Source organism: Porphyromonas sp. C0026D3, assembly GCF_056590775.1.
This window is the reverse complement of record NZ_JBWPWU010000008.1, coordinates 19720-38802: the sequence shown is the minus strand read 5'-3', so window position 1 is coordinate 38802 and position 19083 is coordinate 19720. Positions and strand designations below refer to the sequence as shown.

Annotated in this window: 19 protein-coding genes; 6 read left to right on the top strand and 13 right to left on the bottom strand. The window is 55.6% G+C overall.

Translation table 11 applies throughout. The features are described 5' to 3' along the window. Positions 1-115 precede the first annotated feature (115 nt). From AC1EK1_RS07400 to AC1EK1_RS07385, 4 genes are all read left to right on the top strand, one after another. Positions 116-1141 (top strand): ATP-grasp domain-containing protein, encoded by a 1026-nt coding sequence (locus tag AC1EK1_RS07400; protein ID WP_480306498.1) that lies wholly within the window; start codon positions 116-118, stop codon positions 1139-1141. A 113-nt stretch (positions 1142-1254) separates the two neighbouring features. Beyond that, a complete protein-coding gene (pyrB, locus tag AC1EK1_RS07395; protein ID WP_480306496.1) occupies positions 1255-2172 on the top strand; it encodes an aspartate carbamoyltransferase in 918 nt (305 codons plus the stop codon). A 22-nt stretch (positions 2173-2194) separates the two neighbouring features. Next, positions 2195-2683, top strand: coding sequence for an aspartate carbamoyltransferase regulatory subunit (gene pyrI, locus AC1EK1_RS07390; protein ID WP_480306494.1), 489 nt, complete (start codon positions 2195-2197; stop codon positions 2681-2683). Next, positions 2680-3207, top strand: a complete 528-nt coding sequence (locus AC1EK1_RS07385; RefSeq protein ID WP_480306493.1) for a LemA family protein — start codon at positions 2680-2682, stop codon at positions 3205-3207. Before pyrI ends, AC1EK1_RS07385 begins: the two co-directional genes overlap by 4 nt. A gap of 5 nt (positions 3208-3212) precedes the next feature. On the opposite strand, the gene hemN is transcribed toward AC1EK1_RS07385, so the two are convergent. Both hemN and miaB read right to left on the bottom strand, forming a co-directional pair. Continuing rightward, the gene (gene hemN, locus AC1EK1_RS07380; RefSeq protein ID WP_480306491.1) at positions 3213-4592 is read right to left on the bottom strand and encodes an oxygen-independent coproporphyrinogen III oxidase; all 1380 of its coding nucleotides are present in this window, start codon (positions 4590-4592) and stop codon (positions 3213-3215) included. After that, entirely contained in the window at positions 4589-5938 is a 1350-nt protein-coding gene (gene miaB, locus AC1EK1_RS07375; RefSeq protein WP_480306490.1) for a tRNA (N6-isopentenyl adenosine(37)-C2)-methylthiotransferase MiaB, read from the bottom strand. Before miaB ends, hemN begins: the two co-directional genes overlap by 4 nt. 127 nt (positions 5939-6065) lie before the next feature. On the opposite strand from miaB, the gene AC1EK1_RS07370 reads away from it, so the two are divergent. Further along, positions 6066-6494, top strand: a complete 429-nt coding sequence (locus AC1EK1_RS07370) for a hypothetical protein (protein WP_480306488.1) — start codon at positions 6066-6068, stop codon at positions 6492-6494. A 29-nt stretch (positions 6495-6523) separates the two neighbouring features. Next, complete coding sequence (locus tag AC1EK1_RS07365) at positions 6524-8017, top strand: butyryl-CoA:acetate CoA transferase (protein ID WP_480306487.1); 1494 nt, start codon at positions 6524-6526, stop codon at positions 8015-8017. A 444-nt stretch (positions 8018-8461) separates the two neighbouring features. Here AC1EK1_RS07365 and AC1EK1_RS07360 read toward each other — a convergent pair whose 3' ends face one another. From AC1EK1_RS07360 to AC1EK1_RS07310, 11 genes are all read right to left on the bottom strand, one after another. Further along, complete coding sequence (locus AC1EK1_RS07360; protein ID WP_480306485.1) at positions 8462-9457, bottom strand: class II fructose-bisphosphate aldolase; 996 nt, start codon at positions 9455-9457, stop codon at positions 8462-8464. A gap of 146 nt (positions 9458-9603) precedes the next feature. Then, positions 9604-10263, bottom strand: a complete 660-nt coding sequence (gene upp / locus AC1EK1_RS07355; protein ID WP_480306483.1) for a uracil phosphoribosyltransferase — start codon at positions 10261-10263, stop codon at positions 9604-9606. Between the two features lie 26 nt (positions 10264-10289). Then, a complete protein-coding gene (locus AC1EK1_RS07350) occupies positions 10290-11678 on the bottom strand; it encodes an MltF family protein (protein ID WP_480306481.1) in 1389 nt (462 codons plus the stop codon). Then, on the bottom strand, positions 11675-12865 hold the full coding sequence (locus AC1EK1_RS07345) for a class I SAM-dependent rRNA methyltransferase (protein ID WP_480306595.1): 1191 nt from the start codon (positions 12863-12865) through the stop codon (positions 11675-11677). The genes AC1EK1_RS07350 and AC1EK1_RS07345 overlap by 4 nt, the downstream gene beginning before the upstream one ends. Then, positions 12865-13581, bottom strand: a complete 717-nt coding sequence (locus tag AC1EK1_RS07340; protein ID WP_480306479.1) for a 3'-5' exonuclease — start codon at positions 13579-13581, stop codon at positions 12865-12867. Before AC1EK1_RS07340 ends, AC1EK1_RS07345 begins: the two co-directional genes overlap by 1 nt. A 1-nt stretch (position 13582) precedes the next feature. Further along, on the bottom strand, positions 13583-14143 hold the full coding sequence (locus tag AC1EK1_RS07335) for a DUF5063 domain-containing protein (RefSeq protein WP_480306477.1): 561 nt from the start codon (positions 14141-14143) through the stop codon (positions 13583-13585). Positions 14144-14516: 373 nt separating this feature from the next. Next, a complete protein-coding gene (gene nhaA / locus AC1EK1_RS07330) occupies positions 14517-15935 on the bottom strand; it encodes a Na+/H+ antiporter NhaA (RefSeq protein ID WP_480306475.1) in 1419 nt (472 codons plus the stop codon). Between the two features lie 69 nt (positions 15936-16004). After that, on the bottom strand, positions 16005-17120 hold the full coding sequence (locus tag AC1EK1_RS07325; RefSeq protein ID WP_480306473.1) for an Mrp/NBP35 family ATP-binding protein: 1116 nt from the start codon (positions 17118-17120) through the stop codon (positions 16005-16007). 24 nt (positions 17121-17144) lie between these two features. Beyond that, the gene (trmB, locus tag AC1EK1_RS07320; RefSeq protein ID WP_480306472.1) at positions 17145-17912 is read right to left on the bottom strand and encodes a tRNA (guanosine(46)-N7)-methyltransferase TrmB; all 768 of its coding nucleotides are present in this window, start codon (positions 17910-17912) and stop codon (positions 17145-17147) included. Between the two features lie 218 nt (positions 17913-18130). Then, complete coding sequence (locus tag AC1EK1_RS07315) at positions 18131-18478, bottom strand: DUF2149 domain-containing protein (protein ID WP_480306470.1); 348 nt, start codon at positions 18476-18478, stop codon at positions 18131-18133. After that, positions 18471-19076 (bottom strand): MotA/TolQ/ExbB proton channel family protein, encoded by a 606-nt coding sequence (locus tag AC1EK1_RS07310; protein WP_480306468.1) that lies wholly within the window; start codon positions 19074-19076, stop codon positions 18471-18473. The genes AC1EK1_RS07315 and AC1EK1_RS07310 overlap by 8 nt, the downstream gene beginning before the upstream one ends. Positions 19077-19083: the final 7 nt, after the last annotated feature.

The window sequence follows — 19083 nt, the reverse complement described above, 5'->3', positions numbered from 1 at the left end:
TGTGCCCCATAACCAAGGATGGGATGCTCCTCCCCGCTGTCGGTGCGGGAGCATCCCATCCCTTTTTGGGAAGTGGTGACTACCTATTCCGCCCCCTACAACCCTAGAAAAAAAGATGGCCGTCTGGATCTTCAACCCCGGATACGAATCCTCAGCAAAACAAGGTCTCCCCAACTACACACCCCCAAAAAACGTAGATCGCTTCCGGACAGACTGTGCACCGCTCCTCCTATCGCTGGCCGGACCGGAAGATCGAGTCCTCGTACCACACACACTGCCGGAAGCCCTGTGGCATCCGGCCTTTTGCGCCACAGCCAATGGACAACCCTTGGCACCGTGGGGGTGGGCTCCCGAACTCTCACAATACGGACCACTACCCTACTCAACCGATGAGATGCGCTACTTTGCCTGCCGCAAACGGTCGGTGGAGCTGTGGAAAATGATCTACCGGATCGGTGGCGACCTTTTTGAAAAAAACACCATACCTCCCAGAGTGCAAGCCGACAGCACCGACCTCCCCACCCCCCCTTTTGTCCTCAAAGACCTCTACTCCAGCTCCGGAAGAGGGGTCACCTTCGTACCAACGACAAAAGCCAAACTGCCCTCCGGACAGCGACAGCGCATAGTGGAACCCCTGCTCGAGATACAGGAGGATATCGGGATCGAACTCGAGCGCACGTCGACAGGCACACTCCGCTACCTCGGACTGAGCCGGATGCAAAACAACAAAGGTCGATATGCCGGCAATAGACTAAACGACCCCACTCTGCCCCACCCCGACATGCACACCTACATTGATCTGGTACTGGAGGTACTCGGCTCCTACGACCTGGGGCACTACCACGGGCTGATAGGCGTGGACACCGCTATATACAAAGGAAGCGATGGCCAACCCCACATCTGGCCCCTCATAGAGATCAACATACGGCCAACAATGGGGCATGTGGCACTGGCACTGGAGAAAAAGTATGAGCATGCGCGGTTGTTTGAGATCCGATACCTCGCAGAAGCCGGTGCGCTACCCCAACCCTCCTCCTCCACGCCCCTCTACCTCACAGATCCGACCGCACCACACAGCGGAGCTCACCTCCTGACCCCACTATTACCCGACACACAATTTGTGGCACTGCTCCACTTTTAGCCCCACAAAATAGGTATATTTGTCCGGTGAAAACTTGGTTGATTCAGGTCGACATCAGTTGCCACCGGATAGGATGGCAGCTTTTCGCTTCACAAAAAAGACAACGGATACAGATGAACTCCAAAAGCCTCTACTCCATCGAGCAACTCTCCAAACAGGACATCCTGGACATCCTGAGTGTGGCAGAGCTATTTGAGCAAAACCCCAACCGAGACTATCTGCAAGGACGTGTGGCGGCCACACTTTTTTTTGAGCCAAGTACGCGTACGCGCCTCAGCTTTGAGACCGCCGTCAACCGTCTCCGTGGCCGTGTCATCGGCTTCCAGGACCCCAAGGTCAGCAGTTCGGTCAAGGGCGAAAGCCTCAACGACACCATCCAGATGGTCTCCAACTATGCCGACATCATCATCATGCGACACTACCTGGAGGGTGCGGCCAAGTACGCAAGCGAAGTGACCGAGCGCCCCGTGATCAATGCCGGTGACGGTGCCAACCAGCACCCCAGCCAAACCCTACTCGACCTCTACTCTATCAAAAAGACACAAGGGACACTCAGCGACCTCACCATCACAGTGGTCGGCGACCTCAAGTATGGACGCACAGTACACTCCCTTATATCAGGTATGAGCCACTTTGGGGTACGCTTCATCTTTGTAGCCCCGGACCGGCTGGGCCTGCCACGCGAGTACCGAGACTACTGTGACGAACACAATATCCCCACACGCTACAGCCAAGCTCTCACACCCGACACAATCAATGACAGCGACATCATCTACATGACCCGGGTCCAAAGGGAACGCTTCATGGACGAGGAGGACTACGAGGCAGTCAAGAGTGCTTTTGTCCTCTCGGCCGACATGCTCACAGAAGCACGACCCAATATGCGAGTCCTACACCCCCTGCCACGTGTCAACGAGATCGCCATGGATGTGGATGCCACGCCGCATGCCTACTACTTTGAGCAAGCCCTCAATGGCCTATATGTACGCCAAGCCCTCATATGCAGAGGACTCGGCATAGAGGTCCGCTAACCACTCAGCCAACACACCTACTATGAAAAAGATAGAAGAAGGAAAGATGCACGTACCGGCCATCAAAAATGGCTCCGTGATCGACCATATCCCCGTAGATCAGCTGCCCAAAGTGGTGGCACTCCTAGATCTCTATGCCTCCAAGTACCCCCTGACAATCGGCCAAAACTTCAAGAGCAAAAAACTGGGACAAAAAGGACTCATAAAGGTGGAGGGCAAGTTTTTCACCCCCGACGAAGTCAACACCCTCGCACTGGTATGCCCCGACATCGTCATCAACGTCATCCGAGACTACGAGGTGGCAGAGAAGATACATGTACGACTGCCGGACCGTATCGTGGGACTCGTACGCTGCACCAACCCCAAGTGCATCACCAACAACGAGCCTATGCAGAGTGACTTTGAGGTACTGGACAAAAAGGAAGTACGCCTCAAATGCAACTACTGCACCCGAAAGATCGAAAAAGATGAGGTCGTGCTCGTACACTATACCCCAAAAACCACCGTATGAAGACAAAGAAAGGGCTTACAAGTACGATCGTCACCCTTGTACTACTGGTGTTGCTGACCGGAAAAGCCATACGGACCAACAACCACATCACCGCACTGCAAGCAGACATCAGCCAAGCCCGAACCCAGGTTGTGGAGCAATCCCAACACCGACAAGTCCTCATCCCCGACCTCCTAAAGCAAGTCGAAGTCTACACCCAACTCGACTCCTCTCCCCTGCTACAAGCCACACCGACAGAAGCAGATACCCCGGCAACACCCGAGGCAATGCAAGAATACTTGGCGGCACAGCGCCAACTGTCCCAAGCACTAGATCGGATCATGAGCTCCGCTGAGCAACAGCCTGACCTCCAAGCCGACCAAAACTTCCGCACCCTGCAAGCGCAATTCAAGGATGCCGAAGCAGGGCTCAACACAGAGTGCCTAAACCTCGCCAAAGCGATAGAAGAGTACGACACATACGTCCGCAAGTTCCCCAACAACCTACTGGTCCACCTACTTGGCTTTGGGTCGATGAGTCGGTAGGACCATCAGATAGGCTTGGAGTAGCCCCGTGGTTGATCCGGGGAGTAGTGCACGTCAAAGCAAGAGGCGACGTTGCGGACAAAAGGATGGCACTCGGAAGAGATCGTCAATGCCATCGCATCATCCACCGTCACCAGCCCATCTTGGATCATCTCCTCCAGTCGGGCAAAATTCAGGATCTTCAGGTCCCGAAGTCGATTGGGATACAGCCCATAGTTTTTGGCCGACTCCAGCGGAGCAGTGCGGTAGTTGCACATGAGCTCGGTGATGATGTCTCGCGCCAGACACTCCTCCGGTGTCAGTTTGTAGCCGACCTTGGTAGGCAGTCTCCTTTGGTCTATAGCCTCGTAGTACTCCGGTATTAACTTGGTATTTTGGGCATAGGCGTCGTGTAGTTGCGCTATCCCGGTCACCCCCAGTCCATACACCTGTCCGGAGAGATCGCGCGGACAATAGCCCTGAAAGTTTCGGTGGAGGCTATGGCTTCGGAGTGCTACGGCCAGCGGATCATCAGGTACTACAAAGTGGTCGAGCCCGATCTGCACATAGCCGGCTCCCGTCATCATCTCAGCCGCACGATCGTACATTGATTGCTTGATCTCCGGAGTCGGCAGCCCATACTCCTCCAGAACTCTTTGGCCCGGATGCAACCACGGCACATGGGCATACGAAAAAGTCACCACACGGTCAGGACGGATCTCCAGCACTTGTGCCATGTTATCGGCAAAGCTCTCAACCGTCTGTCCGGGCAAGCCGTAGACAAAGTCTAGGTTCACCCGCTTGCCCGCGCCGTGTATCTCCGCCACAATCTCCGCCACGGACTCACGGGGAGCGATGCGACCGGCCAGCCTCAGCACATCGGCATGAAGGTCCTGCACGCCTATACTGTACCGTGTGAACGGCATATCTAGGAGACGCTTCCACTCCTGCCATCTCAAAAAACCGGGGTGCACCTCTATCGCCACCTCAGCACCGGGAGCAAGTGCAAAGGCACCGGCAAGCATCTCGATCACCCCACCGATATACTCCGGAGCGATAGCCGTAGGCGAGCCACCTCCAAAGTGGATTTGGCTGATCCGACGCTCCGGGTCGATCAATGGTCGCACCAGCCCAAACTCCCGACCCAGATAGCTCACATAGTCAGAGACCTCCCGTCGGTCAGCAGGTATCAGGACCCTATTGCAGGCACAGAAGTGACAAATATTTTTGCAAAAAGGGATGTGGACATAAAACGACAGCGACCTCGACCCCACCCCATTGCTCGCTAGGATATCCCGCTTGTAGTCCTCACCGGTATAGGTCTCGGCGAAAAGGTTGGCCGGAGGATAGCTCGTGTATCTCGGCACCGGGACATTGTACTTCCCGATGATCTCATCCTGCGTCATGGGCGATCCACACTGTGTCCTAGGAGCGTGGCCGAAGAGACCTCATCCACCGTCGCCCATACAAAGTCACCGATACGGTGCTTCTTTTTGTCAAAGACCAGGACCTTGTTTTGTTGCGTGCGTCCAAAGTACTGCTCACGCGACTTTTTGGAAAAGCCCTCGACCAATACCTCAAACGTCTTGCCCACATCACGGCGGTTGCTCTCCTCCGACAGTTTTTGCTGCAAGTCAATCATACGCTGCAGACGCTCCAGCTTCACCTCCTCCGGCACATCGTCCGCATACTTGCGAGCTGCGTAGGTACCGGGGCGCTCGGAGTACTTGAAAAGAAACGAAGTATCAAACCCCACCTCCTCCATCAGCGACAAGGTCTCACAAAAATCAGCCTCCGTCTCTCCCGAAAAGCCACAAAAAATATCGGTACTGATTCCACAGTCCGGGATCAGCTCCCGGAGCTTGGCGATGCGGTTCAGGTACCACTCACGAGTGTAGCCACGCTTCATCCGCTTGAGCACCGAGTTGGAGCCACTCTGTACCGGCAGGTGGATATGGTTGCAGATATTGGGATAGCGCGCCATCACCTCTATCGACTCATCCGACATCTCCATCGGATGAGGGCTGGTATAGCGTATCCGCATACCCGGAGCCTCAGTGGCTATCAGCTCCAGCAGGCGCGCAAAGTCCGTCGTCCCCCCACTCTCCGGATCGGCATATCGGTAGCCATTGACCGTCTGCCCCAGGAGAGTCACCTCCCGGTAGCCCAGCTCCACCATGTGGTGCAGCTCCGTCAGGATACTCGACACCTCACGGCTGCGCTCACGGCCACGGGTATAGGGCACAATACAGTAGCTGCAAAACTTATTGCACCCCCTCATGATCGACAAAAAGCCCGAGATATGGAGTCCCTCCAGCTTGAGTGGCACCACATCCTTGTAGGTCTCTTGTGTCGAAAGCGTGACATTGAGTGCCTTCTCACCCTGCTCCGCCGCCGACACGAGGGCCGGCAAGTCCAGATAAGCATCCGGACCCGCTACCAAGTCAGCGGCATGCTCCGTGAGCAAACGCTCCCGCACCCGCTCGGCCATACAGCCCAGTACACCGATGATGAGCCCCGGCTTGTGACGCTTGCGATAGGCATCCAGCTGGCTCAGACGATTCACAATCTTGTGCTCTGCATTTTCACGCACCGAGCAAGTGTTGAGAAACACCGCATCAGCCTCCTCCAGATTGGCCGTAGGGGCATAGCCGGCAGTCTGCATCACGGCATAGACCACCTCCGAGTCGGCGACATTCATTTGGCAACCATAGGTCTCTAGATACAGGAGCTTATCGGATGGATCGGGCATGTTGGGTCTCAAAAAATTTGGCAGAGAATAAGTTATTACTTACTTTTGGAGTACAAAAATACCAAAAGAATAGGAGAAGACCATTTTGCCCCCGGGCACCCGGACAAACAACTCACAGAAAAAAAAGATGGGATCAATCAGCTCACTGGCACTCATCATTGCCGGCTACTACATACTCCGAAAAATGGACCAAAAGTTCAGATCTTTTGTCCAGCAGTTGGAAAAGCCCACAGACGCACCACAAGAGACACCACCTCCACCACCCCTCTACGAGATCGATGACAGTCCCTGGACGACCTCCACTCGCCCACCAATCCCCACACCCGCATTTGAGGAGGGGACCTGCGCTTTCCGAGGCACTCGACGATCCCCGCTCAAGTCCGGCATCCAAGACCTACACCACGACCCACTGGAGCTGGAGATCCTGGAGGGAGCTCACCCATCGGACAGCATGGGCACCACAGGCCGGGGCATCCTTCCCACGGATCCCACCCAACGCCTCAACGACCTACGACGAGCTGTGATCCTAAAAGAGATATTGGAAAGGAAATTCTAATCCCCACTAAACAACAGACAACACAAAGCATGGCTCTAAGATTCATCACCCCGGAAGAAGCCACCTCCTACGTCCACAACGGCGACAATGTCGGCTTCAGTGGCTTCACACACGCCGGAGCACCCAAAGTCGTACCCGGAGCAATTGCCCGACACGCACTGGAGGAGCACAACGCCGGACGACCCTACCAGATCGGCATCTTCACCGGCGCCAGTACAGGCGATCGACTGGATGGCGAGCTGGCACGTGCCAATGCCATCAGCCACAGACTACCCTACCAGACCAACAAGTCACTGCGTGAGCTCATCAACTCCGGTGGCACAGACTACACCGACATGCACCTCTCCACCGTCGCACAGGAGATCCGCTATGGATTTGAGGGCAAGGTCAATGTCGCCATCGTCGAAGCCTCACAGGTCACCGAATCCGGCGAGATCGTCCCCACCACCGCAGTGGGCATACTCCCCACCGTCTGCCGATTGGCCGACCGCATCATCGTCGAGCTAAACGCCTGCTACCCACCCAATATACGAGGACTACACGACATCGTTGAGCTAAAGGACCCACCACACCGAGGCTGCATAGAGATCACACGGGTACAAGACCGCATCGGCACAGACTGTGTCAAGGTAGACCCGGACAAAATCGTGGGCGTGGTCAAGACCCAAGCCCCCAACGACGACGGGAAGTTTAGCCCAGTGGACGATGTCACGGACGCCATTGGCCAAAACGTCGCCCGCTTCTTTGAGCAAGAGATGAAAGCCGGACGCATCCCCACCACGTTTTTGCCCATCCAGAGTGGCGTCGGAAATGTAGCCAATGCCGTACTCGGAGCAATGGGGTCCAACAGCCACATCCCGCCATTTGAAATCTATACCGAGGTCATCCAAGACGCCGTCCTCGACCTCATGCGCCAAGGCAAAGTCACCTTTGCCAGCGGATGCTCACTCACCGTCTCACGCGAAGCCATACAGGACTTCTACAGAGACTTGGACTTCTTCCGAGACAAAGTCATGCTGCGACCGTCCGAAATATCCAACAACCCCGAGGTCATCCGACGCTTGGGGGTCATAGCCATCAACACGGCCATCGAGGCAGACATCTACGGCAACATCAACTCCACACACCTCTTTGGCACAAAGATGATGAACGGCATCGGAGGATCCGGAGACTTCACTCGGGCGGCATACGTCTCCATCTTCACCACAGCGTCCACAGCCAAGGGAGGCGACATCAGCAGCTTTGTCCCGATGGTCTCGCACGTCGACCACACCGAGCACTCGGTCAAGGTCATCGTCTCCGAGTACGGCATAGCAGACCTCCGTGGCAAGTCACCACGACAACGCGCACAAGAGATCATCAACAACGTCGTACACCCCGACTACCGAGACGCACTCCGAGACTACCTCAAGGGCTGCCCCATCGGACAAACCCCGACCAACCTCGCCACCTGCCACAACATGCACCGTGCGCTACTCGAGACAGGGTCCATGAAAAATGCCCGCTTCGACACCAACGTCTGAGACAGCCGACTGCCTATCGGGCCAATACCGCAGAGAGGCCACTGCCGAAAAAAGCAGTGGCCTCTTTTTTGTCTAAAAGCTGCACAACAGTCCCTCCTCACACATTGACCCCAAAAGCCCCAAAGGGCACAGCCCCCAAATTTTTAGTACCGGCTAAGCCATCGCTTCTATCCGTGAAAACTTTTGCTTCTATCCGTGAAACCGATCGCTTCTATCCGTGAAACTCAAGGCCCTCTATAAGCTTCTGATTATCAAGCTCCCCAAAAAGTACTTTTTTGACCCCGAAAATCGCCTTTTGGGGGACTGTTTTCGCACCTCTCTCTTTGCGCAAAAGAGCTCAATACAAGAGAGCGGGTGTGCCAAAACTTAGTTTTGACACACCCGCCGGGCTATTTATTTATTCTCTTGCAAGTGGAGCGACTACCCCACTGCCGGTATCGGTGATCAGAGCTTGTTGTCCGATCCGAGTACGTTGGTGATCTTGTGTGCGTAGAGGGCCTTCATGTGCTCACGAGCCGGTCCCAGGTACTTACGTGGGTCAAACTCAGCAGGCTTGTCGTGGAAGACCTTGCGGATTGCCGCTGTCATGGCGAGTCGGCTGTCGGAGTCGATATTGATCTTGCAGACAGCAGACTTGGCGGCCTTGCGGAGTTGCTCCTCGGGGATACCGATGGCTGCCTCTAGCTTGCCACCATATTTGTTGATGGTCTCTACGTCCTCCTGTGGCACAGAGGAGGATCCGTGGAGGACGATTGGGAAGCCGGGGAGCTTTTGCTCCACCTCTTTCAGGATATCAAAGCGGAGAGGGGGAGGTACGAGACGACCGTTCTCGTCACGTGTGCACTGCGCCGGAGTGAACTTGTAGGCTCCGTGTGAGGTACCGATGGAGATAGCGAGTGAGTCTACGCCTGTCTTGGTGACAAAGTCGATCACTTGCTCGGGCTCGGTGTAGGTGTGGTGCTCAGCGGATACTTCGTCCTCTACACCTGCCAGGACACCCAGCTCACCCTCTACGGTCACGTCGTACTTGTGTGCGTACTCTACCACTGACTTGGTGAGGGCCACGTTTTCGTCATAGGGTAGGTGCGAACCATCGATCATGACGCTGGAGAATCCGAGCTCAATGCAGCTCTTGCAAAGCTCCAGTGAATCACCGTGGTCGAGGTGCAGTACGATCTGTGGGTGCTCTAGTCCGAGCTCCTTGGCATACTGTACAGCACCCTCTGCCATGAAGCGGAGGAGGGTCTGGTTGGCGTACTCACGCGCACCTTTGGAGACTTGGAGGATGACCGGAGACTTGTTTTCTGCCACTGCCATGATGATGGCCTGTAGCTGCTCCATGTTGTTGAAGTTGAAAGCCGGAATGGCGTATCCGCCATCTATTGCTTTGGCAAACATTTCCTTGGTGTTTACCAAGCCTATTTCCTTATAGCTTATCATATCGAGTGAATCTATATTGGTTTGTAAAATAAATTGTTGTCCGTCGTCAAATCTTTCTTGAGGACAAATATACCTTTTATTTCAATCTCTTACACATGTTCGGACAAGTAATGCCTTGAGCGAGCTGTGTCGCTTGAGCGTGGAGGTCAGGCCTCGTCCTCTTTTTCGCCAAATGCCAGATCTCCCGCATCTCCCAGTCCGGGGATGATGTAGCTGTGCTCGTTGATAGCGGGATCAAGTGCGGCTGTCCAGCAGATGGTCTCCTCGGGCATCACGCTCTGTAGGTGGTCGAGTGCTGGCTGGCTGGAGATGACCGCCGCCAGATGGATCTTGGCGGGATTGCCTTTGGTGAGGAGTGCTCGGTAGGCCAGCTCCATAGAGCTACCTGTGGCGAGCATGGGGTCGGTGATGATGAGGGTACTGCCCTCGATGCTTGGACAGGCAAGGTACTCGATCATGACCTCAAAATTGAGCCGATCCTTGTATTTTCGGAATGCGGAGACAAAGGCGTTGTCGGCACGGTCGAGGTAGCCGGCAAAGCCGTGGTGCAGTGGGAGTCCGGCGCGAAGTATGGTGGCCAGTACGACGTGATCTTGGTCGAGCATGTCGTGGGAGATGTCGAGTGGGGTGGTGACGGGAGTGGAGACGTAGTCAAAGGTTTTGCTGATCTCGTATGCCATGATCTCCCCTATGCGCTCTATATTTCGGCGAAACCGGAGACGGTCTTTTTGTATCTCAACATCGCGGATCTCTGCCACGAACCGATTGAGGATGCTGGATTGTTCGGAAAGGTTGATTACTTTCATACTCTTCTTGTCGTTGTTGTTGAGGATTATTTTTGGACATGAGCACGGTAGGTGGCGCTCATTGACATTATGTTGTCGACATAGTCGATAGTCTCTGTCCCTCGCGCATACCCGTACTTGACGACAGGGTCGTTGTAGTAGGCGGGATTGCTCTTGAGACGGAGGTACTCTCGGACATTTCCCTGCCACTTTTGGGGATCTTTGCCAAACTTTTTGGCCAGTCGCTGTGCGTCCTGTACGTGTCCGATGCCGGCATTGTAGGAGGCAAGCACGAGCGCATCGCGATCGTATGGGTCGGGGATGTCGGCATATTGCGCTCGGAGGACTTGGAGGAGTGCGACAGCTACCTGCACTGAGGTTTCGGGCTGTAGTAGGCGATCGGCAGTGGCCCCATAGGCTTTGCCGGTGGCCGGCATGATACCCATGAGTCCTCGAGCACCACTCCAGCCGATGACATCCGGATAAAAACCGGACTCACAGCAGGCGATTGCGGCCAGGATACTCCAGTCCCAGCCGAGCTGATCGGCCGCCTGACGAAAGAGGTTGTCGTAGGGGGAGATGGCTTTTCCCCCTCCGTGGACAAAGTAGTGTGTGGGGCTGAAGTAGTGGCGCCACTGCTGACTGTCGGCACGCTTGTAGGACTGTTCGGGGGCGTTGGGTCCGATGAAGAAGGAGTCAACCTGCATGGCGAGGCTGCTATTGGTGCGCTGAGTGGCCCAGGCATAGCGGATCGGGACACTCGCTCGAGTACGTACATCCAGCTCGGGATGGTACTGTGCAAACGCTTGAGCAAGTCGCTCATCGGCCAGTGTGTAGTGGATGGTGTCGGTGGTCACGACACTCTCGATGAGGTCCTCCACTCCGAGAGAGTCGATGGAGATGATGGTCAGTGCTTTTGCCCCTATTTCTTGAGCGATCTGCTTGGCGCGTAGGCGCAGGGTGGCGTCGGTGGTAATATGGAGGGTTTTTCCCTCGAGGTCAGCCATGGAGCGGATGGGGGTGGCGGTTTTTCTTTGGACCAGGACCAGCGCAGTCGTATCCACTTCTCCGCAAAACCTCAGCGAGTCAGTATTCGTCTTGGTCAGTGGCTGTGGGGAGATGATGAGGTCGATCTCGCCCTTGTCGAGCCATGCGCGTAGGCTGTCGGTACTATGGGAGATCGAGATAGCGGGTGTGAGGTGGTGCGCTTGGGCAAAGTCCAGTGCCTTTTGGTACTCTGTGCCGAGTGGCTGTCCGCGGTACAGAAAGAAGCTCAGCGGTGAAGTGCAGGTCCCGACTCGGAGTGTGTCCGATGCCACGATCTCATCCCAGCTCCGAAAAAGTCGCCCATCGTCCTGTCTCTCATGTCGGAGGCAAGACCCCAGTGGGAGTATGAGCACGCCCAGTACTGTGATGAGCAGGTGTCGGAGGTTCATTCTACATACAGAGCCAGGCCTTTGAGGTAATCGCCCTCGGGGTGATAGATGCTGATCGGGTGGTCCGGTGCTTGCGCCAATTGGTGGAGGATGCGGACATTGCGTCCGGCCGCCAGCGCTGCCGTAAAGATGTTTTGCCTAAAGACTTCGCTACTCAGTGCCTGAGAGCAGGAGAAGGTAAAGAGGAGTCCGCCGGGTGCGATCTTCTCCAGAGCTCGGGTGTTGATCCGTCTATAGCCGTGCAGACCATTGGTGAGTGCGCTTCGTTTTTTGGCAAAAGCGGGGGGATCCAGCACGATGAGGTCGTAGGCACCGGCCGGCATCCGGTCGAGGAAGTCAAAGGCATCCTCTGTCGCAGTATGGTGTCTGTCGAGTGGCAGGTCGGGGTTGAGCGAGAGGTTGTGCTCGAGTTGTTGGGTCGCCACAGCCGAGCTGTCCACCGATGTGACCTGGTTGGCTCCTCCTCGCAATGCGTGGAGCGAAAAGCCTCCTGTGTAGCAAAAGACATTGAGCACGGTTCGGTCGTGAGCGTAGCTTTGGATCAGTCGGCGGTTGTCTCTCTGGTCGAGGAAAAAGCCTGTCTTTTGGCCCCTAAGGATATCGGGGGCAAAGGCGACACCATTCTCGGAGATCACGAGGTCGCTTGGTAGCTCTCCATACACGACGGTGTCCAGTGGCTCGGTGATCGTCGTGCGTGTGGTGAGTGTGGTGGCACTCTTGTAGTAGATGCAGCGGAGTTGCGAGCCGAGTACCTGCACGAGGGCATCTGAGATCGCTCCTCTCAGGCGGTGGATACCCATGGTGTGTGCTTGCACCACTGCCACATGGTCGTACATGTCTATGACCAACCCCGGCACACCGTCTCCCTCGCCGTGGATCAGCCGAAACGCTCCGTGTGGCTGTGTGAGTCCCAAGCATTGGCGCAAGTGGTAGGCACGCCTCACCTTTTCTTCCCAAAAGGTGGCATCGATCCGGACTGTGGGGTCAAAGGTCAGCAGACGGACAGCGATGCTGCCGGCCTCGTAGTATCCACGGCCCACAAACTTCCCCTCCCTACTGATCACCTCCACCAGGTCGCCCTCGCCTAGGTGACGTAGGTCCCCCGGCTCCAGTGCGCCCGAAAAGAGCCACGGATGGCGACGCTGTACGGACTTGGCTTCGTCGTGTCTTAGGCGTATCTTGGTCATCATTTCTTCTTATTCTTTTTGGGTCCACCTGTTTTTCGTTTCCGTCCCTTTTTGGCGACACTGTCTTGTCGCACTTGTGCCAGATTGCAGATCATCTCCGGTCGTCGCAAGTGGTTGAGGGCCTCGTAGATCTTGAGTCCGGCATAGGCATCCAGTCCGGCGTACCCGACTTGTGAGGGGGTTAGCTCCGACTGCTGCCAATCGCTCAGTCGCTGTCCTTTGGTGAGTCGCTTGCCGTAGAGCAGAGCATAGATCTTGGATAGCGACTGTACCTCCATATGGTCTGCCGTGGCGAGGGTGCGCAGGTCGAGGATCCCATTGGTGACGAGCCCGTAGTCTCGGTATAGCTCCTGGCAGTCCTCCACTATAGCGACACCCACCTTCAGGATCTCCGGATTGCTGAGGAGTCGGGCCAGGGGTGCGAGTCGCTCGCGGTCCTCAAAGGTGAAGAGCCGAAACAAAAAAGCATGCTCCGAGCCGGAGAGCTGGAGGAGTGAGACGGGGTTGTACTGCCCTTTCTTGAAGACGGGCTTGGTCTCGGTGTCCATCCCCAGGACCTCCGACTGCGCCAGGTAGGCACACACCTCTTGTATCCTCTCATCCTCAGTCTCGGTGGTGATGACTTCGACGGGGATGGGGATGGTCTCTGCCTCTAGCTCGTTGAGCTCCTCCATGGATATGGAGCGCATCTCTTCGTCTTCGGTGTGCGTATCCATTCTAGTGGTCTTGGACCGGATAGGGGTCAAAGTCGGGGTGCGCCAGTAGGTCGTGCAACTGCTTGAGCACTAGGAGCAGACTATCTCCGAGCTCGTGGAGGAGCTGATCCTGTACGTCATCGAGGGCGAGCAACATACGGGTTTCGTTTTGCCCCCTAAAGGCCCACAGCGTATCGCCCAGAGCTTGGTACAAGTCTGCCAAAAGTTCGGAGGTGCTGACGCTAATCGGGACGTCCGAGTACTTCATCTCCTCCACTTGGGTGGTCAGGAAGCGGTCGTACTCGCCAAACACTTGCATCAGTCGGTTCTCGACTCGGTCGTAATCCTCTTGTCGGATATAGGGCTCCAGCTCCCCCATGGGGACAAAGTCGGCCTTTTGCAACGCCACTCCTGTGGCGTAGACAGCGGCCAACTCTCGCCGACACTCAGCGAGGGTCTCGTGGGTCCATCGGGGGGTCGTCCCGGGATCCACCAAGGCGCAAAAGCCGGCCACGGATGCCACAAAGGGGATGACATCCGCACGGTACAAGATGCTGTTGTTGTTGCTGCTCGGTTTGTTCATACCTCACAAAGGTACGTTTTTTCTCGTTATCTATCCTGAGAATGTCTCACGAAGTGTCATTTGATTTTTTGGTTGGCTACGGGCCACTGTTTTTTCTTCTATCCGTCTAAGCATTTTCTTCTATCCGTGAAAACTTTCGCTTCTATCCGTGAAAAGTCTTGCTTCTATCCGTGAAACTCGATGCTCCTCACAAGCACTTGATTATCAATGGCTCCGGGAGGGGCTTTTTGGGGCCCAAAAATCGGCTTTTTTTTGGGGGGGCCTTTTCAAGTGACTTTTGGGTACGAAAAGGGAGAGAAAAAAGGGGTGTGTCGTAGGCAAAACCTCGACACACCCCCTTTTTCATCGTCACGGGAGGATCCGGTGCGGAGCATCAGTCCTTTTTCCCGCCCACATGCTGTAGGTACTCCGGACTAAAAGCTCCTCGTCCCTGCTTTTTCTCCTTGTGGAGGATTGCTTTTAGGACAAAGTAGCCCAGAGTCCCGGAGATCAAGCTACCGGCAAAGACGCCAATCTTGGCTTCGTTGAGGAGCTCCGGCCCTATCGCACCTACGACGTGAGGCGAGTAGGCCAGTGTCGCGATGAAGAGGGCCACCGTGAAGCCTATGCCACCAAAGATGGATACCCCAAAGAGGTTTTCGTGAGTCATACCCGCCGGCATCTCACACAGCTTGGTCTTGCAAGCCAGGTAGGTGGCACCAAAGATCCCAAAGGTCTTGCCAAGCACCAGGCCCAATGTGATGGCGAGTGGGATGCCGGTGATCTGATCCGGAGTCATGGCCTCAAAGGTGACCCCGGCGTTGACAAAGGCAAAGAGGGTCAGGATGACATAGTTGACAAAGGGCATGAGCTCGGTGTGCATGAGCTGGGTGAGGCTGATGGTCTTGTCGATGTTGTTTTGGGTTGCCTTCATCGTATGCACCAGGGGCTCGGGCAGGAAGAAGTGTTTGTCGCCACCGGTTTCCTTGGCGGTCTCGAGGTCATGGTCCAGAGCGACCAGTGAGGCTTGCAGCTCACTCTTTTTGCGCAAAGGCATGTGCGGAACGGCCAGCCCCATCGCGACACCGGCGATAGTGGCGTGCACTCCGGACTGTAGCATGAAGGTCCAAGCCACAAAGAAGAGGAGGTAGTAGACCCAGCGGCTCCGCACGTTGAAGCGTCCTATGTAGAAGGCAAAAAAGACGACCAAGGCGGCGGAGACGAGTGCGGCAAAGTTGATGTGCGAGGTGTAGAAGATCGCAATCACCAAGATACCTCCAATGTCGTCCACCACAGCGAGTGTGACAAGAAAGACCTTGAGCGTGGAGGGAACCTTTTTGCCCAATAGCCCTAACACTGCCAGCGAAAAGGCGATATCCGTGGCCATCGGGATGGCGGCTCCGTGGATGTGGTCGGGGTTGTGATCAACCAAGCTGAAAACGATCACCGGCAGGATCATTCCGCCGATAGCGGCGATCACCGGTAGGAGGGCATTGCGCGGATGGGAGAGACTGCCGGCACGGAGCTCGTACTTGATCTCGAGGCCTATGGCGAAAAAGAAGATAGCCATGAGGGCATCGTTGACAAAGAGCGAGATGGTCATCGGCCCGCCATGTACCATGAAGGGGGTGAAGTCGCCTATGCCAAAGTCAATAGGGGTCTGTAGCCACTTGAAGTAAAAGTCGGCGGTATTGCCACTATTGGCGACTATAATCGCCAAAATGGTGGCCATGAAGAGGTAGACTGAGGGGTTGACTTGGCTCAGTAAACCTAGCAGGGACCTATTTTTAGTAGTTTGGGTAGCAGGTTGCATGAATCTTTGTGTCTGTTTTTTTGAAAAAAAGAAATATGGGGTCTGCGTGTTGTTTCTCGGTGGGTGGAGCTACCGTCGGGTTATCTCCACTTTGTGCGTGGGGGCTAGGGTTTTGTTGCGCTCGTCGGTGACTTCGGTCACCTTGGTGGCCAAATCCATAAAGGCTTGTCCCATGACGCTCTCCTTGAGGGCGATGGGGGTACCTTCGTCGGCTGCCTCACATACGCTCTGGACGAGTGGGATCTGGCCAATGAGTGGTGTATTGGTCTCCTGTGCGAGATGTGCCCCACCCTCTTTTCCGAAAATATAGTAGCGGTTTTGGGGCAGTTCGGCAGGGGTGAACCAGCTCATGTTTTCGACAATTCCGAGTATGGGGACGGCCACTTTTTCGTCCCGGAACATACTGATCCCTTTGCGTGCATCGTCGGTGGCCACGGCTTGGGGGGTGGTGACGACCAGTGCGCCGGTGATGCCAAGGGTCTGGATGAGTGTCAGGTGGATGTCGCTGGTGCCTGGGGGCAAGTCCACTAGGAGGTAGTCGAGGGTACCCCAGTTGCCCTCTCGGATCAATTGCCCCAGAGCATTGGAGGCCATGGTCCCTCGCCAGATAAGCGCACTCTCGGGCTCGACGAAAAAGCCGATACTCAGCAGCCGCACACCGTAGCGGACCACGGGATCGATGAGGTCCTTGCCATCCACCTTGGTCAAAAGGGGCTTGGCGCCCTCAGCGCCCATCATCCTGGGGATGGATGGTCCATAGATGTCGGCGTCGAGCAGGCCGACACGGTAGCCCTGGCGTGTGAGTGCCACAGCCAGGTTGGTCGTGACGGTACTCTTGCCCACCCCACCCTTGCCACTGCTCACGGCAATGATGTTTTTGACCCCGGGCAGGGGGCGATCCGGCTCTGTTGGCTGAGGTGTGGGGAGTAGTGGGGTGATCTCGACCGCGAGATCGGGGTGGAGGTAGTCCTGCAGAGCACGCTCGGCGGCACGAGTCACTGACTTTTGGAATGGATCTCTGGACTTTTGGAATCTCAGGGAAAAGCTGACCTTGTTGTCCTTGATCTCTATATCGTCTTGTACCATGCCACTGCTGACGATGTTGTCCGTGGCACCGGGATAGGTGACGTGCTTGAGGGCTTGGAGGACCTGCTCTACTGTGATGGTATCCATGCTGTTGCTCATGTCTGTTTTTTTGGGGGGATGTGATTAGTCTGTACTGGAGGGGTTGGTCCGTCGGCTGCGACCATAGCTCCGGTAGTCGTCCGGCTCGATCTCCACCTCCGGCTCGATGCCGTGGAGAATCGTCGGATCAAGTCGGATACAGAGGTACTTGATGGTCATGCCCCTGCTGAGCCACTGTTGCTCGTAGTAGGTCTGGACCTCTCGGAGTAGTGGCTGTGCCGAGGGATCGGCGTAGACATCTCGGATGTCCCGGAGGATCGTCTGGTGGTTGGCCCGGGCTATGGCTTGGGTGTAGGTGTAGAGAAAGCCCGAGTCCGTCTTGAGGTGCAGTAGCCCTCCCTCGGTCAGTATCCGCTGATACTCACCCAAAAAGTGGATGGAGGTGAGGCGCTTGCGTACCTTTTTCATCTGCGGATCGGGAAAGGTGAGCCAGATCTCCGACACCTCGTCATCCGCAAAGAAGGTGCCGAGGAGCTCTATCTGAGTCCGCAAAAACCGGACGTTGTCCAGCCCCTCTCGGTCGGCTGTCGTGGCACCGGTCCAGATGCGATTCCCCTTGAGGTCCACTCCTACAAAGTTGACCCTGGGATGTCGTCTCGCCATCTCGACAGTGTACTCCCCCTTGCCACAACCCAGCTCGAGCACGATGGGATAGTCGTTGCCAAAGACGGCCTCACCCCACTGACCGCGGTAGGGAAACTCCTTGCCGGCGGCCAGAGCCTGATAGGGATACTGTAGGGTGTTGGAGAGTGCATCCAGCTCTGCAAACTTTTCCTGCTTGTTTTTGCTCATATACTTTTGTCGTCCTCTTGTGCGGATGTGGCAAAGTTACCAAAACAATAGGTGATTGTCGGCTCAATGATACAGACTTTGGGGTGCTCTGTGGCTAAAAAGTACGAAGCGACCCAAGCACTTTCGTCCGGATACAACACGAGACCATTGCAAAAGGGATTCTTTGCCAAAGGTCTCGTGTCGTATCCTAACGATCAGGGCATTATCCGATCGGTAAATTATTCCGGGACGTATATGATCTCGCCATTGTCCAGCTCGTAGGCTATCCCGACGCGCTTGCCCTTGGACTGGCTCGAGGCATCCGTCTCGGACGGGGTGTACTTCTTGATCTGTCGCCCCTCCTTGGTGATGATTTCCATGTTGTCCTTCCCCGGATTTTTGACGATGGTGTAGTCTTCGTTGCTAAAGTACTCGCTCATATTGAGGTTGAGGACAAGTGCGACCATCAGCGATACGGCAAAGACCATGGAGACATCAAAGAGGTTGACGATGACGCTCAGGGGATCCTCGTCCTGCCCCTCTCTGAGGCGACCGGTCCGGCGGATCTTTTTGGTAGGATTACTCATGTGTCGCACTCCTTTCTGCCAGTACGTTGGCGACATAGGTGAGGTGATTGGCATCCTTGTCGTACCAGCGTTGCGTGAAGAGGAGGACCACAATGGCGATGCCACTGATCACCAACCCGACGACCGTGGTGGCAAAAACGACCTGCATATTGTACGCCATGCCACTGACATCTCCACTCGAGAGACCCACAAGCGCAGGGCTCATGGAGATAAGGGTACCCATAAGCCCCAGGATAGGACCTATCTTGGTGAGGAGGCGAGAGGTGATGAGGTCTTTTTGGGCACGGTTTTCGAAGTCGGCTATGAGGTACTCGGCATAGTCCGTGTCGCCGGGATGAGCGAGGATCTGCCGGAGGTAGGGGATGACAAGTGCGTTGTCATAGGCCGGAAGTGCCTGCGAGAGCTCCTCTGCCGTATGTGCCCGAAAGTCATCAATGATCGCCTGGTAAGCACGGAGGTTGCGCCGACGGGTAAGGAAGCGACCATAGAAGACACCCGCCATGATTACAACCCGAATAAAGAAGAGAATCAGGAGGATGATGACGGGGATGAGTAGACTGTCGGAGATGCCGAAAAGTATTTTAGAGATCCATTCCATATAGAGT

Excerpts from the sequence above, each read along its gene's own strand:
- AC1EK1_RS07400 (WP_480306498.1), top strand. The coding sequence starts at position 116 with ATGGCCGTCTGGATCTTCAACCCCGGATACGAATCCTCAGCAAAACAA.
- pyrB (WP_480306496.1), top strand. The coding sequence starts at position 1,255 with ATGAACTCCAAAAGCCTCTACTCCATCGAGCAACTCTCCAAACAGGAC.
- pyrI (WP_480306494.1), top strand. The coding sequence starts at position 2,195 with ATGAAAAAGATAGAAGAAGGAAAGATGCACGTACCGGCCATCAAAAAT.
- AC1EK1_RS07385 (WP_480306493.1), top strand. The coding sequence starts at position 2,680 with ATGAAGACAAAGAAAGGGCTTACAAGTACGATCGTCACCCTTGTACTA.
- hemN (WP_480306491.1), bottom strand. The coding sequence starts at position 4,592 with ATGACGCAGGATGAGATCATCGGGAAGTACAATGTCCCGGTGCCGAGA.
- miaB (WP_480306490.1), bottom strand. The coding sequence starts at position 5,938 with ATGCCCGATCCATCCGATAAGCTCCTGTATCTAGAGACCTATGGTTGC.
- AC1EK1_RS07370 (WP_480306488.1), top strand. The coding sequence starts at position 6,066 with ATGGGATCAATCAGCTCACTGGCACTCATCATTGCCGGCTACTACATA.
- AC1EK1_RS07365 (WP_480306487.1), top strand. The coding sequence starts at position 6,524 with ATGGCTCTAAGATTCATCACCCCGGAAGAAGCCACCTCCTACGTCCAC.
- AC1EK1_RS07360 (WP_480306485.1), bottom strand. The coding sequence starts at position 9,457 with ATGATAAGCTATAAGGAAATAGGCTTGGTAAACACCAAGGAAATGTTT.
- upp (WP_480306483.1), bottom strand. The coding sequence starts at position 10,263 with ATGAAAGTAATCAACCTTTCCGAACAATCCAGCATCCTCAATCGGTTC.
- AC1EK1_RS07350 (WP_480306481.1), bottom strand. The coding sequence starts at position 11,678 with ATGAACCTCCGACACCTGCTCATCACAGTACTGGGCGTGCTCATACTC.
- AC1EK1_RS07345 (WP_480306595.1), bottom strand. The coding sequence starts at position 12,865 with ATGACCAAGATACGCCTAAGACACGACGAAGCCAAGTCCGTACAGCGT.
- AC1EK1_RS07340 (WP_480306479.1), bottom strand. The coding sequence starts at position 13,581 with ATGGATACGCACACCGAAGACGAAGAGATGCGCTCCATATCCATGGAG.
- AC1EK1_RS07335 (WP_480306477.1), bottom strand. The coding sequence starts at position 14,143 with ATGAACAAACCGAGCAGCAACAACAACAGCATCTTGTACCGTGCGGAT.
- nhaA (WP_480306475.1), bottom strand. The coding sequence starts at position 15,935 with ATGCAACCTGCTACCCAAACTACTAAAAATAGGTCCCTGCTAGGTTTA.
- AC1EK1_RS07325 (WP_480306473.1), bottom strand. The coding sequence starts at position 17,120 with ATGAGCAACAGCATGGATACCATCACAGTAGAGCAGGTCCTCCAAGCC.
- trmB (WP_480306472.1), bottom strand. The coding sequence starts at position 17,912 with ATGAGCAAAAACAAGCAGGAAAAGTTTGCAGAGCTGGATGCACTCTCC.
- AC1EK1_RS07315 (WP_480306470.1), bottom strand. The coding sequence starts at position 18,478 with ATGAGTAATCCTACCAAAAAGATCCGCCGGACCGGTCGCCTCAGAGAG.
- AC1EK1_RS07310 (WP_480306468.1), bottom strand. The coding sequence starts at position 19,076 with ATGGAATGGATCTCTAAAATACTTTTCGGCATCTCCGACAGTCTACTC.